Source organism: Flavobacterium zhairuonense, assembly GCF_004352915.1.
Lineage (GTDB): Bacteria > Bacteroidota > Bacteroidia > Flavobacteriales > Flavobacteriaceae > Flavobacterium > Flavobacterium zhairuonense.
The window spans coordinates 279,219-293,700 of record NZ_SJSY01000071.1 but is presented as its reverse complement, the minus strand read 5'-3'; the positions used below and the strand labels follow the sequence as shown (position 1 = coordinate 293,700).

The following is a 14,482-nucleotide window of genomic DNA, read 5'->3' as shown; positions in this document are numbered from 1 at the left end:
AGGCCGCAGGTTCGAATCCTGCCACCCCGACAAAAGTCTTTTCATTTTTTGGAAAGACTTTTTTTTGCAATAAACTCAAAATCTTTGAACGACTATAGCGTCCCGATAAAAGCCGAACAGAAATGTTCGGCTTTTTTGCATCTCTAATACTCAACTCACCTTAAAACATAGCCCGTGGTTTCAACCACGGGAAAACATTGCATTATCACGATACGTTCCCGTGGTTGAAACCACGGGCTATGTCTCAACAACAAACCTCTAAAAATCAATTGATTTTTAGAGGTTTTACTTTCAAAAATATTTGCTTTTTGTTTATTTCTCCATATTAATATAAGCCGGATACGATTCACGACTTGGCAAAGTAAATTCCTCATCAAAAGGCTGAGCACCTTCGCCATTATTATATACTGCAACACGTTTTACGCCTGTTGCTGTACTTCCGCCTGTGCCATTAATAACATTTTGAATATTTCCTGAACCAGCGAAACGAGTAATACACATTTTCTCTAATTTCACATTTGGGCTATTCGGAATTTCAAAACCATTTTTCTTGTTCACATTTCCGTCGGTTCCTGTCATAACAGCATAAGAACCCATTCCGATGCTTTGATGTTCTTTTACTGTATTTGCTACTTTAAAAGCGGCATAACCGTCAACTTTTCCGTTTTGACTACTCCAACTTGCTTGATTTGGCGCATCATATGGCGGTTCATTTTGGAAGAAATACGTTCTGCCACGCTCTCCCAACCATAACACCTCGTATTCCTGAAAATGTTCAACAAACAATCCATAAAGTGTCACATCATTTCCTGTAACAATAAGTCCATTTTTGCATCTATCTCTTACCCAACGTAAATCTCCTCCTTTTTGCGAACCATGATCTGCACGCCATAACCAGAAATGATCTCCAACTACATTGTTGCTGTTTATCTGCATTGCCACTTGAATCTGAATATTTTTTGACTGAACGCCACCTACTCTGCACGTAATATCAGTAAGCAAAATCGGATCAACTGCATGGTCAGCTTTTGCACCTTCGGCTCCAATTCTAACCTGATAAGTTGTACTGTTAAATGAATCCATCAAAAGTCCGGCAATAATAATTCCGTCTTTATCATCTGCATAAATACAGCCCCACGTATTTTTTTCAGTAGGCTCCAGCGTTACAGAAGCAATCCCTGCACCTAAAAGTATCGCATCTTTTCTGTTCACTTGTATTGGAGCATTTAATGAATAATGACCTGGAGTAAAAAACACATTCTTGCCAGCTTTTAAAGCATTATTGATTTCCACATCAGTATCGCCTTCTTTAGCAACATACCATTCGGTAACCAAATCTTGAACTTTTCCTTGACCCATATCTGTTGATGACCAAGAAACTCCTACTCTATCCTTTTGCCAAGCAGGAACAAACACTTTATATTCACCGTCTTTATCTATAAAAAGAAAAGGTTTTTCTCTAATAATAGGTGTAGTCGGAACTGGTGAATTCTTTTCGTCTGCCTGCGGTGGATTTACGCAACCTTGCCAAACCATATTATACGATCCTCCCATAGCACCTGAACCCGAAGGAAAAACAGTATTTCTGGTGTACCATTGCTGCTGTCCTTTCCAGTCTGGCCGATCAGTTGTGTAATGAGTATCAGCAATAAAACCGCCACTTCCCCAAAAATTTGTATTTCCAATGTCTGAAATATATTTTGATGTGCTTTCGATCAATAATCTTCGTGCACTAGTTGACTGAGAAACCGTCCAAGAAAAATCGCGCATTACTTCTACATTTTCTACTGAACGCCAAAAAGTACAAGTAGCATTTGCTCCTCCAGAAAGATGAGGCCTTGTGAATATCGAACCCAATTTAACATCTGAAGGCACTCTTCCCAAACCTCCAATATGAGAATAAAACCCTAATTCAATGGAATTAGCTTCTGGCGAAGACGCAGAACCAGATCCGCCAACATCATAAGTTTGTCCATTAACATTTGGCTTGAAATAATAAGCTTGACGTTTTGTTGTCCATTCGCCATTTGGTCCGCCTAAACCAATTTTACTAAAATGCGAATTAATTTCGTTTTTTGCAGTTTCGGCTTTTTCATATTTTCTGTCATAAAAATACATATTACCCCCAAAAATCTGGTTTTCAAGCGAAATTAGTATAGTGATATCATTACGAGTAACTTTATAGTAATTCTCATATTTATTTGAGTTTGGTTTATTGTCAGTAAAGCTCATTTTAGAAGTACTCCCAACTGCAACAAAATCCGATGCCAAATGGCTTCCTCCTCTTGTTATTGTATAATTCCCTGACGAGCCGAATGCCGGCCATGACAATGTGATGCTGTGTTTTTTCTTGTTGTAAACAATCTTGCCTTCAATCTTATTTTCCGGTTTTTCATCAGACGAATAAGGTGTTGCGAAGCTGCATAAAATCAGTGTAAATGCAAATACGAAACATAAAGAGATTACCTTCTTGATCATAAAAATTCTTTTTTTGGTTTTAATAGTAATAACAGTTTTTTTGAGATCTGAAAAATAGCGATAATCTTCAACCTAAAAGTCCGTTTTTGGTTTCGATTTTCTTATCAAAAACTATACAAAATCCCAATTTACAAGGCTTATTGAGGTCTTTTCATACTAAACGAAAAATCGAACCAACTAAAAAAAATAATTCCAATCAAAAACAAGCTACCAAATGTTTCCATCTTGAATTTCCGAAATAAGAACTTTTTTCAAGAAAAACTAGATCTGACAATTTTTTGAGTCTAATTATGAAAACAGCTCGTCAAAATTCTTTTAATAATTTCATACATTATTAAAAGAATTTTCTGCCGAACACCCACCGTACAACGATTAAACAAAGTTTCTTAAATGTTAACAAAATAGATTTTCAAAAACCATAAATAATTGTATTTTTACGGTTCAAAATTCAGAAAATAAATGGGCAAAATCATTGCTATTGCTAATCAAAAAGGAGGCGTTGGAAAGACTACTACATCAGTAAATCTTGCGGCCTCATTAGGTGTTTTAGAGAAAAAAGTATTATTGATCGACGCTGATCCTCAGGCCAATGCAACATCTGGCCTTGGAATTGACGTAGAAACAGTAGAAACAGGAACTTACCAAATTCTTGAACATACTGTAACACCAAAAGAAGCCATTTTAAAATGCACATCGCCAAATGTTGACGTGATTCCAGCTCACATTGACCTTGTTGCGATCGAAATTGAATTGGTTGACAAGGAAAACCGTGAATATATGCTTAAAAAAGCATTAGAGGAGGCAAAACAAGAATATGATTATATCATTATTGACTGTGCGCCATCTTTAGGTTTGTTAACCTTGAATGCTTTAACAGCTGCCGATTCAGTAGTTATCCCTATTCAGTGCGAGTATTTTGCTCTTGAAGGATTAGGGAAATTATTGAACACTATTAAAAGTATTCAAAAAATACACAATCCAGATCTTGATATCGAAGGTTTATTATTAACCATGTATGATTCGAGATTACGTTTATCAAATCAAGTTGTTGAAGAGGTTCAAAAACACTTTAACGATATGGTTTTTGAAACTGTGATTCAGCGAAATGTTAAGTTGAGTGAAGCTCCAAGTTTTGGTGAAAGCATCATTAATTATGACGCAACAAGCAAAGGTGCAGTTAATTATATTCATTTAGCTCAAGAAATTATAAAGAAAAACAGCAAATAGTTTTTATGACAAAAGCAATTAAAAAACAAGCCTTAGGAAGAGGATTATCAGCATTATTAAAAGATCCAGAAAACGACATAAAATCAGTTGACGATAAAAATGCTGACAAAGTTGTTGGAAACATCATTGAGCTTGAAATAAGTGCTATCGAAATAAATCCGTTTCAGCCTAGAAGCAATTTTAATGAAGAATCATTACGTGAATTAGCCACTTCTATCAAAGAACTTGGTGTAATTCAACCTATTACTGTTCGAAAATTAGACTTCAACAAATACCAACTAATTTCTGGAGAGCGTCGTTTGCGTGCTTCAACTTTAGTGGGACTAACTCACGTTCCTGCATATATTCGTATTGCTAATGACAATGAATCATTAGTAATGGCGTTAGTAGAGAATATTCAGCGTCATGATTTAGATCCAATTGAGATCGCTCTTTCTTACCAACGTTTGATGGACGAAATTCAATTGACACAAGAACAAATGAGTGAACGCGTTGGAAAAAAACGTTCAACAATTGCCAATTATTTGCGTCTTTTAAAATTAGATCCGATTATTCAAACTGGTATTCGTGATGGTTTTATCAGCATGGGACACGGTAGAGCAATTATTAACATTGAAGATCTAGACGTTCAGACTGATATTTACCAAAAAATCGTAAGTCAGAATTTATCTGTTCGTGAAACTGAAGCTTTAGTTAAAAATTACCACGAAGGACAACAGCCAAAAGCCGAAGGAAAACCAAAGGCAGATGCTTCTTTTGTGGTTAGAGAAACACAAAAAAATACTTTCAACGACTATTTTGGTTCGAAAGTTGATATTAAAGTCGCAGGCAATGGAAAAGGAAAAATTACAATTCCTTTCAATTCTGAAGCCGACTTTAATAGGATTATAAAATTAATTAATGGATAGTGAATAAGATTGTCCCCATAAGTTTATTGTTCTTTCTCATAGGAACCGCTTCTATTTTTGCTCAAGCAAAATCAGATGCGGTTTTAGTCGCTAAAGACACTACCAAGTTAGAAGAAATAGACCCGCTAACGCCAGCAAAAGCCGCATTTTATTCAGCAATTTTACCTGGTTTAGGTCAAGCATACAACAAAAAATATTGGAAAATTCCGCTCGTTTACGGAGCAATTGGTACCAGCCTTTATTTCTACATTGACAACAACAAAAAATACCACGATTATCGCGATGCCTACAAAAGAAGACTTGAAGGCTATAATGATGACAACTATCAATTTTTGGACGACAGCAGACTTATTGCTGGACAAAAATTTTATCAGCGAAACAGGGATTTATCTGCCTTGTTTGTAGTTGGTTTTTATGTCCTTAATATTATAGACGCGAATGTTGATGCCGCTTTGATTCAATTTAACGTAAACGAAAGATTATCAATGCGTCCCGAGATTTATCCCAACGATGCAACATTTAGGCCCAACGTTGGACTAACTTTTAATTACACTTTTAAATAGCAATTAACGCTGTTTGAAAACTCAAAAAACACACACAAAAATGAAAATTGCGCTTTTAGGATATGGCAAAATGGGTAAAGTAATCGAAAGAATTGCTTTAGAGAGAGGTCATGAAATTATTTTAAAGAAAGACGAATTCAACACTTACGAAGGACTTTCAAATGCTGATGTTGCAATTGACTTCAGCGTTCCTACTGCAGCTGTTGATAATATTTCAAGTTGCTTTCACGCAAATGTTCCTGTAGTTTCTGGAACTACTGGCTGGCTAGAGCACTATGATGAAATGATTGCTCTTTGTAATGAAAAAAAGGGAGGCTTTATCTCAAGTTCAAATTTCAGTTTAGGTGTGAATATTTTCTTTGGATTAAATGAATATTTAGCCAAAATCATGAATCAATTTGATTCGTATAAAGTCACAATGGAAGAAATTCACCACATTCACAAACTTGATGCTCCAAGCGGAACTGCTATTTCATTAGCACAAGGTGTTATTCAAAACAGCAATTACGAGAAATGGACTTTAGACGAAGCGAAATCAAACGAAATTCGAATTGAAGCAAAAAGAATTGGAGAAGTTCCTGGAACACATACTGTAAACTACAATTCTCCAATTGACAGCATCGAAATAAAACATACTGCTCACAACCGCGAAGGTTTTGCTCTTGGAGCCGTTATTGCTGCTGAATGGTTAGCAGGAAAAACAGGTATTTACACAATGAAAGACGTATTAAACCTATAATAAAACTGAATTACGTTTAAGATTTTAAATCACAAAAAATCTTAAGCTTCAAACTTTAAACAAAAACATTATGACACTATATTTTTGGTTTGTCTTTTTCCTTGCGGTACAAGTGATTCATTTTATTGGAACATGGAAATTGTACCAAGCAGCAGGAAGAAAAAGCTGGGAAGCTGCTATTCCAGTTTACAATTCAATTGTTTTAATGAAAATAATCAGCCGTCCAACTTGGTGGACTTTGTTGCTTTTCATTCCAATTATCAACTTAATTATGTTTCCTGTTATTTGGGTTGAAACTTTAAGAACATTTGGAAAAAAATCAACTTTAGATACTTTTCTTGGAATTTTCAGTTTAGGATTCTATATCTATTACGTTAATTACACTCAGAAACTAGAATATCACGCCAATAGAGATTTAACACCAAAAAGCAAAACCGCAGACACGGTTAGTTCATTACTTTTTGCAATAATCGTTGCTACATTGGTACACACCTATGTTGTTCAGCCTTACACAATCCCGACATCGTCTCTTGAAAAATCTTTACTTGTAGGAGACTTTTTGTTTGTAAGCAAATTAAACTATGGTCCAAGAGTCCCAATGACAACAATTGCCCTGCCAATGGTTCATGACTCTATCCCATTAACAAAAAGCAAATCTTATTTAAAATGGCCACAATTGCCTTATTTCAGACTTCCTGCTTTTGAAACTATAAAACGAAATGATATTGTTGTTTTTAACTGGCCAGTAGATACCGTACGTTATTTTCACGAACCAGAAGGAAGACCAGGCGTTATTAAACCAATTGACAAAAAATCAAATTACGTAAAAAGATGCGTAGGTATTCCTGGAGACAGCTTGTCAATTAAAGACGGATTTGTATTCATTAACGGCAAAAAACTAATTTTACCAGAAAGAGCAAAACCACAATATTCATACACAATTGCTTTTGATGGAAAAACTCCAGTTGACTTACAATCTTTAGTTAAAGAATTAGACATCACTGATGGAGGTTATTTCAAAAATGAGAAAACTAGAGACACTCTTGTTTTAGGAGCTTTAACAGAAGCAAGTGCAGAACGTTTCAGAAGCACTCCTGGAGTTCTTTCAGTTACAAGAATAATCGACAACACAAGCGACAACAGAATATTTCCACATGTTGAGAAATGGAGTCAAGACAATTTTGGCCCTATCTATATTCCACAAGCAGGAAAAACAGTTGCTTTGACCAATACATCTTTGCCATTTTACAAAGAAATTATTACGAATTACGAAGGAAACACTTTAGAATTAAAAGGCTCTAAATTCATCATAAACGGCAAAGAAACCAACAGCTATACCTTCAAACAGAATTATTACTGGATGATGGGAGACAACCGTCATAACTCTGAAGATAGCCGTTACTGGGGCTACGTTCCAGAAAATCATATTGTTGGAAAACCTGTTTTCATCTGGTTAAGCTGGGATACTAACGGAAGCGGAATCAACAAAATTCGTTGGAGCAGAGTTTTCACCACTGTTGATGGCGAAGGACAACCTCAATCGTATTTTAAATACTTCTTAATCCTTCTTGCTCTTTATTTCGTTGGAGAATTCTTCTGGAGAAAAAGAAAAGAAAACAAAGCATAAAAAACGTTAATTCGTTAAACTGGTAAATCGTTTAATCGTTTCTCAAAAAGGGCGATTAAACGATTTACCGATTAAACTAAAATCATAATGAACTCTATACTACTTCCTACCTATTTTCCATCAATAAGCCACTTTGCCGTTATGGCTCAATCTGAGACTATTACTTTTGAAATGGAGGATAATTTTCAGAAGCAGACTAACAGAAACAGAACTTATATCTATAGTCCAAACGGAATTCAATTATTAAATATTCCGGTAAAGCATTCAAAAGCAACGCATCAAAAAACAAAAGATATTTTGATTGAAAATGAATTTGATTGGCAAAAACAGCATTTTAAATCGCTTGAAGCAGCATATAGAAGCTCGCCTTTCTTTGAGTACTTTGAAGATGATATCGTGCCAATTTTCGAAAAAAAACATGCTTTTTTAATGGATCTTAATTTCGAAGTTTTTGACATCGTTACAAAATGCCTTCGAATGAAATTAGAATTCGGAAAAACTGTTGAATATTTTCACGAAACACCAAATTTAGCCGATTTCAGATATTTAGCAAACGGCAAAAAAGATGCTAATACATTCGAAAAATACACTCAGGTTTTTGATGACAAACACGGTTTTATAAACAACTTAAGCGTTTTGGATTTGCTTTTCAACGAAGGCAAGTTTGCAATGGATTATTTAAAAAGTCAGAAATTAATTTGAGTTAATACGCCAATTTCCCAAATCTGTTTAGTAGATATGCAAAGTAGTCTTTATTTACAATACTTTTCTATAGTATCCCGACACCTTTGCCCATTTATAACCCATAGCTCGTCAGCTTTATTTAAGTCAAAACAAGCCCCATCTCTATCTCCTATTCTTAATTTAGCGATTCCTCTATTATAATAAGCTTCTGAAGCCATATCACTATGTATTTCTATTGCTTTCGTGCAATCGCTGATTGCACCTTTGTAATCTTTTAAATAATATTTAGCCAAACCTCTATCAGAATAAGCCACCCACGAAGTTGGCTGAAACGCTATAGTTTTTGTAAAATCATTTATTGCTCCTTGATAATTAGCTAAATCAATTTTGACAAGCCCTCGATGGTAATAAGAGTAGCAACTATGAGAATCTATCTCTATTGCTTTAGAAAAATCTATCATTGCTCCATTATAATCTCCTAAAATATGCTTTTCAATTCCTCTTCGACGATAAGCCTCTACAAAAGTCTTATCTAATTCTATTGCTTTAGAAAAATCTAAAAGAGCTCCTTCATGGTTTTCCAATTCACTTTTTTCTATTCCCCTATTATAATAATCCGACTCATCCATACAAGAAACAGCGGCAATAAAGACAAAAATAATGAGAACCCTTTTTAACTTCATTTTGTAGTTGTTTTATTTTCAGTTTTGTCAGTTTTTCACTTTCTGTCTTAGTTAACGACAATTTGGCGAATTACTTTCTACTAAAACTGATCTATTGAAAGTCTTGTCATTATAGGATAATGATCTGAATTTTCGAAATCCGGAAAACTTTTAAACTGTTTTACTTTCATTTTAGTGTCCGTAAAAATGTAGTCAATTCTTGCTGGATAATATTTAAACTTATAAGTTGCTCCAAAGCCTTCTCCTGCTTCTTCAAAAGCATCTTTAAGCTTTCCCTTAATATTTCGGTAAACGTATGAAAACGGACTGTTATTCATATCTCCACAAATAATAATTGGATATTTGCATTTTTTGATGTGCTCCTTAAAAATTTCAGCTTGTTCTTGCTGTTGGGTAAATCCTTTACTGATTCTTGCATAAATACGCTGTGATTTCTTCTGATTTACGCTATCAATATCATTCGAAATATCACTTACATCTGGAGATATTTTAATAGATTGCAAGTGCATATTATAAACACGAATAATATCTTTTCCGCGTTTAATATCAGCATAAACAACATTATTATCCGATTTAGGAAAAACAATATTTCCTTCATCGATAATCGGGAATTTTGAAAAAATGGCCTGGCCCGTTTTAATTTGATTTCCGTCTATGAAAATATAACGATGTGGATATACTTTCAAATCCAAATGCGCTGAATTTGAATATTCCTGAATACATAAAATATCAGGATCCTTTTCATCTATAAAGGTTTTAATATTCTCCGGAATATCATCGCGATCCAGCCATTTAAAAACATTAAAAAGACGCACATTATAACTCATAATTGAAAAGTCTCTTTCATCTTTCACATATTCTTTTGCCGAAAATTTATAAAACTTGCTGATAAAGGTAATTCCCATCAACAAAACCAATCCAGACAAAATAAGGCGTTTTTTAAACTGAATTGCCCAATACAAAAAGAAGAAACCATTTGCGACAAAAAAAGCAGGCATAAACAGCGTAAGCACCGATAAAAGCGGAAAACTTTTAGGTGCTAAAAAAGGTAAAATATAAATGCTAAACGTTAATACGGTAAGCACTATATTCAAAAAGAACATTATTTTATTAAACCACGAAAGGTTTTTCATATTATTTGCTAAAAGGATTATTTTCCAGCTCTAAATAGAAACTCTTTTTCTTCTTTTGTCAGACAATCATAACCAGATTGGCTAATCTTGTCTAAAATTTCATCAATTTGCTGCTGCGTTTTGTCTTTCGTAACAATTCTTGACGAAGTTTTTTCCGTAGGTTTTTTGTAATTCTTATGAACTTTTGTAAATGGGGTCGTTGGGGATTTTCTAAAAAGATTAGCAAAAAAGTCTAATACTTTAGAAACGATGGTACTCAAATCAGTACCATTTTGAAGCAGTTTTATATAAACAAATCCAAAAAATGCTCCAGCAAGATGCGAAATATGTCCGCCAGTATTCTCTAAACGAAGCTGCATTAAATCTAAAAGCAAAATAACTCCCGTAATATGCCAAAGCTTTACATTTCCAAATATTAGCAATCGAACATTCATTAATGGCTGATAAGTCGTTGCAGCTACCAAAATCGCCATAATTGCAGCGGAAGCTCCAACTATAGAAGCAGAAGCTCCTAAAACATAAAAACTTAATGCAAATATGATTCCTGAAAATATGGCCCCTAATATGTAGAGACCTAAATATTGCTTTTGATTAAAAAATGTCAGGAATAAATTACTGGCGAAATTCAAAACCAGCATATTAAACAACAAATGCATGAATCCAAAATGGAAAAACGCATATGTTAAAAACGTCCAAGGTTTGAACATAAAAACCTGCGGATCTGACGACAATGCAAGCCAATTAGGGAAATCAAATTGACCAATTGAAAATTTGTAGAAAACTAAAGAAATAAGAAAACAAGCAATATTCCAATAAATCACACGCATTGCGATGCCTCCCAATTTATATTGCAATTTTAAATCGTCTAGAATATTCATAAAGTCTTCGTTTCGTTTTTTAAAGTTAATAAATTAAAGTTAAAAATTAATTCCAACGATTGTTATTAAACTGATTTTTTTTCCAGTACCACATAATCATAAAACCAAAGAAAGCACCTCCAATGTGTGCATAATGCGCAATTCCTGATTCGATTCCCATTACCGAACTTCCGAAAATCCCAAAAAAACCATCGAACAAAAGCATATAAATTGGAACAAAATATTTTGCTTTTATTGGAATTGGAATAAACATAATTCCAAGTTCAGCATTAGGAAACATAAAAGTAAATGCCACAAGCAAACCGTAAATTGCACCAGACGCACCAATTACGGGTATAGAATATGCTTCAAAAAGATGTCTTAGCTGAGATACCGACAATAGTTCATTCCATCTTGTATTTATTTTGCCTTCATTAATTAATTGCAAAATTTCAGTTTTCTGAAAACCATTAGCTTGCAAAATATTTAAAGCATCTTGGTAGAAATAATAATTGACTGCAAAATTGACTAATGCCGCTCCTAAACCACATGAAATATAAAAAAACAAAAATTTCTTTCCACCCCAAAAATGTTCCAACGTCGATCCAAACGAATACAATGCAAACATATTGAAAGCAATATGAGCAAATCCGCCATGCATAAACATATGCGTAATAGGCTGCCAAAATCCAAATGATGGATTTTCAGGAAAATACAATGCCAAAAAATGCTCAGAAGCTGGCACTAACTGTGCACCAATAAAAAATATAATATTAATAATAAGCAGTTGTTTAACAACTGGAGTGATATTCATCATAAGGCAAACTTTTTATCTATATCTTCAACACGCATAGTGATAAAGGTAGGTTTTTGAAAAGGTGAAATATTAGGATCTTTACAAGCAAACAAACCATTTACGATATTATCCTGCTCTTTTTCGGTTAAATATGATCCTGTTTTAACCGCTAGACTTTTTGCCATTGATTTGGCAATTGTATCATTCTGACTGTAACTGCTCGCTGGAATTCCGTCTTGTAAATCGCTCAGCAATTGATCAATTACAATCGAAACTTCACTCTCGGTAATATTTACCGGAATTCCCGAAATCACAATATGATCTGTTTTGGCATCTTCAAAAATAAATCCTGTTGTTTCTAATGAAGGTTTTAACTCCTCAATCAATTTCATTTCGACCGTCGAATAAAATAAATCTAACGGAAAAAGCAATTGCTGGCTAGAAGCTTGATTGACAGTCATATTAAGCAAAAATTGTTCATACAAAATACGCTGATGCGCTCGTTGCTGATCCACAATAATCATTCCTGATTTAATTGGCGAAACAATATATTTTTTATGAATTTGATACGTTTTCTGACTCGCTTGCTCGATTTCGTCATCATTAAATAATGAAGAAGTTACTTCCTCGTTTTCGAATGTAAACGGCGAACTTTCTATCGCTTCTGGACTATCGGTATCCAAGCCAACATATAAACTTTCCCAGCTTACCGTTGGCTCAACTCTTTTCGAATAACCTGAATATGATGATCCCGAATACGAAGAACCAGAAGAAGATGATGAACCTGAGCTATAACCAGATCCCGAACTTCCTTTTGTATAATGCTGATTCGTTTTATCGTCCGTAAAAGGATTAAAAGTTCCATCAACTTGAATTGTTGGGGTTTCAGCTTCTAAATCTTTATAATGATATGGAGTGTCTAAATTGGCATCTCTCTCAAAATCCAAAACCGGAGCCACGTTAAATTGTCCTAAACTATGTTTGATCGATGCTCTTAAAATGGCATATAAAGCCGATTCATCGTCAAATTTAATTTCAGTTTTTGTTGGATGAATATTAATATCGATGGTATTTGGCGGCACTTGCAAGTATAAGAAATAACTTGGTTGCATTCCGTCTTTCAAAAGACCATCATAAGCCGCCATTACTGCATGATGCAAATAACCACTTTTTATAAAACGATCGTTCACAAAAAAAAACTGCTCTCCTCTACTTTTTTTTGCAAATTCAGGCTTGCATACAAACCCTTGGATATTTATAATTTCGGTATCCTCGTTTACAGGAACCAATTTTTCGTTGGTTTTGCCAGACATAATTCCTACGATTCTCTGACGATATCCTGCTGACGGAAGATTATACAATTCGCTTCCGTTATGATAAAAACTAAAATGAATATTTGGATGCGCCAGAGCTACACGCTGAAATTCATCCATAACATGACGAAATTCAACCGTATCTGACTTCAAGAAATTACGGCGTGCCGGAATATTAAAAAACAAATTTTTAACCGCAAATGATGTTCCCTTTGGCAAAACGGCCACTTCCTGCGAAACAAATTTACTTCCTTCAATCACGATATGCGTTCCCAGTTCATCCTGATCTTGCTTAGTTTTCATTTCCATATGAGCAATCGCTGCAATTGAAGCCAAAGCTTCTCCACGGAAACCTTTTGTGCCAAGCGAAAACAAATCTTCGGCCTGACGAATTTTTGAAGTAGCGTGACGCGCAAAACACAAACGGGCATCAGTAACTGTCATTCCTACTCCATTATCAATAACCTGAACTAATGATTTTCCGGCATCTTTAATAATCAATTTAATATCGGTTGCCTTCGCATCAACGGCATTTTCTAACAGTTCTTTTACGACTGAAGCTGGTCTTTGAACCACTTCTCCAGCAGCAATTTGGTTAGCAACGTGATCTGGAAGCAATTGAATAATACTCGACATTAAAAAATTTGGGTTAAAAGGTTTGTCTTTTGATTTTGATTAAAAACCTAAGATTGATATTGTTTGCGAACTCTGATTTTAAAAACCCGAGGTGTACAAATTTAATGAATTTTGGTTGTGATTTGGAATAGTCTTTGTCATAAAAAAAACAAAAAACCTATACTATTTTTACACAGTATAGGTTTTAGTATTTTTAAAACAATTGTGTTTTATTCGTTCTCGATTTTTCTTGGTGAATCTTCGATTTGAAGCGCGCCAGAAGTCAATAAAGGCTGATTGAAAGCATGAGCCATTGACGCCTGCTGACGAATATATGCCATTTTGATTGCAGCAATTGCAGCTTCAGTTCCTTTGTTGCCGTGAGCACCACCACTTCTGTCGATTGATTGCTGCATGTTATTATCTGTCAAAACACAGAAAATAACCGGAATATCCGTCTGAACATTCAAATCTTTAATTCCTTGAGTTACGCCTTCACACACAAAATCAAAATGTTTTGTTTCGCCTTGAATTACACATCCAATTACAATTACAGCATCAACATTTTGTGTCTGCAACATTTTTTTTGCGCCATAAATAAGCTCAAAACTTCCAGGGACATTCCATCTGATAATTTGCTGTGCAGGAACATCACAATCAACTAATGCATCAAAAGCACCATTATATAATCCTTCTGTTATCGTGTCGTTCCACTCAGAAACAACAATCCCAAATCGAAAGTCTTTCGCATTTGGGATTGTGTTTTTATCGTATTCTGATAAATTTTTATTTTCAGTAGCCATTTGTACTATTTTAGATTTTTGAATTTAAATTTCAGATTGCTAAAATACGAATCTAA

13 protein-coding genes are annotated in these 14,482 nt (G+C 34.5%); 6 read left to right on the top strand and 7 right to left on the bottom strand.

The features are described from left to right. Nucleotides 1-312: 312 nt before the first annotated feature. The gene (locus EYY60_RS10300) at nt 313-2,478 is read right to left on the bottom strand and encodes a hypothetical protein (RefSeq protein WP_132989259.1); all 2,166 of its coding nucleotides are present in this window, start codon (nt 2,476-2,478) and stop codon (nt 313-315) included. A 459-nt stretch (nt 2,479-2,937) separates the two neighbouring features. On the opposite strand from EYY60_RS10300, the gene EYY60_RS10295 reads away from it, so the two are divergent. The 6 genes from EYY60_RS10295 to EYY60_RS10270 all read left to right on the top strand — a co-directional run bounded on the left by EYY60_RS10295 (nt 2,938) and on the right by EYY60_RS10270 (nt 8,244). Further along, a complete protein-coding gene (locus tag EYY60_RS10295; protein WP_132989258.1) occupies nt 2,938-3,705 on the top strand; it encodes a ParA family protein in 768 nt (255 codons plus the stop codon). 5 nt (nt 3,706-3,710) lie between these two features. After that, entirely contained in the window at nt 3,711-4,613 is a 903-nt protein-coding gene (locus EYY60_RS10290) for a ParB/RepB/Spo0J family partition protein (RefSeq protein ID WP_132989257.1), read from the top strand. Continuing rightward, on the top strand, nt 4,613-5,176 hold the full coding sequence (locus tag EYY60_RS10285; RefSeq protein ID WP_132989256.1) for a DUF5683 domain-containing protein: 564 nt from the start codon (nt 4,613-4,615) through the stop codon (nt 5,174-5,176). The genes EYY60_RS10290 and EYY60_RS10285 overlap by 1 nt, the downstream gene beginning before the upstream one ends. A 40-nt stretch (nt 5,177-5,216) precedes the next feature. Continuing rightward, the gene (dapB, locus tag EYY60_RS10280; RefSeq protein WP_132989255.1) at nt 5,217-5,915 is read left to right on the top strand and encodes a 4-hydroxy-tetrahydrodipicolinate reductase; all 699 of its coding nucleotides are present in this window, start codon (nt 5,217-5,219) and stop codon (nt 5,913-5,915) included. A 70-nt stretch (nt 5,916-5,985) separates the two neighbouring features. After that, entirely contained in the window at nt 5,986-7,542 is a 1,557-nt protein-coding gene (gene lepB / locus EYY60_RS10275) for a signal peptidase I (RefSeq protein ID WP_132989254.1), read from the top strand. An 87-nt stretch (nt 7,543-7,629) separates the two neighbouring features. Beyond that, on the top strand, nt 7,630-8,244 hold the full coding sequence (locus EYY60_RS10270; RefSeq protein WP_132989253.1) for a WbqC family protein: 615 nt from the start codon (nt 7,630-7,632) through the stop codon (nt 8,242-8,244). 50 nt (nt 8,245-8,294) lie between these two features. Here the strand turns inward: EYY60_RS10270 and EYY60_RS10265 are convergent, their stop codons facing one another. From EYY60_RS10265 to ribH, 6 genes are all read right to left on the bottom strand, one after another. Next, a complete protein-coding gene (locus tag EYY60_RS10265) occupies nt 8,295-8,909 on the bottom strand; it encodes a tetratricopeptide repeat protein (RefSeq protein WP_132989252.1) in 615 nt (204 codons plus the stop codon). Between the two features lie 80 nt (nt 8,910-8,989). Beyond that, the gene (locus EYY60_RS10260; RefSeq protein WP_162847871.1) at nt 8,990-10,042 is read right to left on the bottom strand and encodes an endonuclease/exonuclease/phosphatase family protein; all 1,053 of its coding nucleotides are present in this window, start codon (nt 10,040-10,042) and stop codon (nt 8,990-8,992) included. A 17-nt stretch (nt 10,043-10,059) separates the two neighbouring features. Further along, entirely contained in the window at nt 10,060-10,920 is an 861-nt protein-coding gene (locus tag EYY60_RS10255; RefSeq protein WP_132989251.1) for a rhomboid family intramembrane serine protease, read from the bottom strand. Between the two features lie 46 nt (nt 10,921-10,966). Continuing rightward, a complete protein-coding gene (locus EYY60_RS10250; protein ID WP_132989250.1) occupies nt 10,967-11,716 on the bottom strand; it encodes a rhomboid family intramembrane serine protease in 750 nt (249 codons plus the stop codon). After that, nucleotides 11,713-13,644: a DNA mismatch repair endonuclease MutL gene (mutL, locus tag EYY60_RS10245; RefSeq protein WP_132989249.1), complete on the bottom strand. Its 1,932-nt coding sequence runs from the start codon at nt 13,642-13,644 to the stop codon at nt 11,713-11,715. Before mutL ends, EYY60_RS10250 begins: the two co-directional genes overlap by 4 nt. Nucleotides 13,645-13,853: 209 nt before the next feature. Then, nucleotides 13,854-14,426, bottom strand: a complete 573-nt coding sequence (gene ribH, locus EYY60_RS10240; RefSeq protein ID WP_132989248.1) for a 6,7-dimethyl-8-ribityllumazine synthase — start codon at nt 14,424-14,426, stop codon at nt 13,854-13,856. Nucleotides 14,427-14,482: the final 56 nt, after the last annotated feature.

Coding starts and splice junctions, on each gene's coding strand:
- EYY60_RS10300 (WP_132989259.1), bottom strand. CDS start 2,478: ATGATCAAGAAGGTAATCTCTTTATGTTTCGTATTTGCATTTACACTG.
- EYY60_RS10295 (WP_132989258.1), top strand. CDS start 2,938: ATGGGCAAAATCATTGCTATTGCTAATCAAAAAGGAGGCGTTGGAAAG.
- EYY60_RS10290 (WP_132989257.1), top strand. CDS start 3,711: ATGACAAAAGCAATTAAAAAACAAGCCTTAGGAAGAGGATTATCAGCA.
- dapB (WP_132989255.1), top strand. CDS start 5,217: ATGAAAATTGCGCTTTTAGGATATGGCAAAATGGGTAAAGTAATCGAA.
- lepB (WP_132989254.1), top strand. CDS start 5,986: ATGACACTATATTTTTGGTTTGTCTTTTTCCTTGCGGTACAAGTGATT.
- EYY60_RS10270 (WP_132989253.1), top strand. CDS start 7,630: ATGAACTCTATACTACTTCCTACCTATTTTCCATCAATAAGCCACTTT.
- EYY60_RS10265 (WP_132989252.1), bottom strand. CDS start 8,909: ATGAAGTTAAAAAGGGTTCTCATTATTTTTGTCTTTATTGCCGCTGTT.
- EYY60_RS10260 (WP_162847871.1), bottom strand. CDS start 10,042: ATGAAAAACCTTTCGTGGTTTAATAAAATAATGTTCTTTTTGAATATA.
- EYY60_RS10255 (WP_132989251.1), bottom strand. CDS start 10,920: ATGAATATTCTAGACGATTTAAAATTGCAATATAAATTGGGAGGCATC.
- EYY60_RS10250 (WP_132989250.1), bottom strand. CDS start 11,716: ATGATGAATATCACTCCAGTTGTTAAACAACTGCTTATTATTAATATT.
- mutL (WP_132989249.1), bottom strand. CDS start 13,644: ATGTCGAGTATTATTCAATTGCTTCCAGATCACGTTGCTAACCAAATT.
- ribH (WP_132989248.1), bottom strand. CDS start 14,426: ATGGCTACTGAAAATAAAAATTTATCAGAATACGATAAAAACACAATC.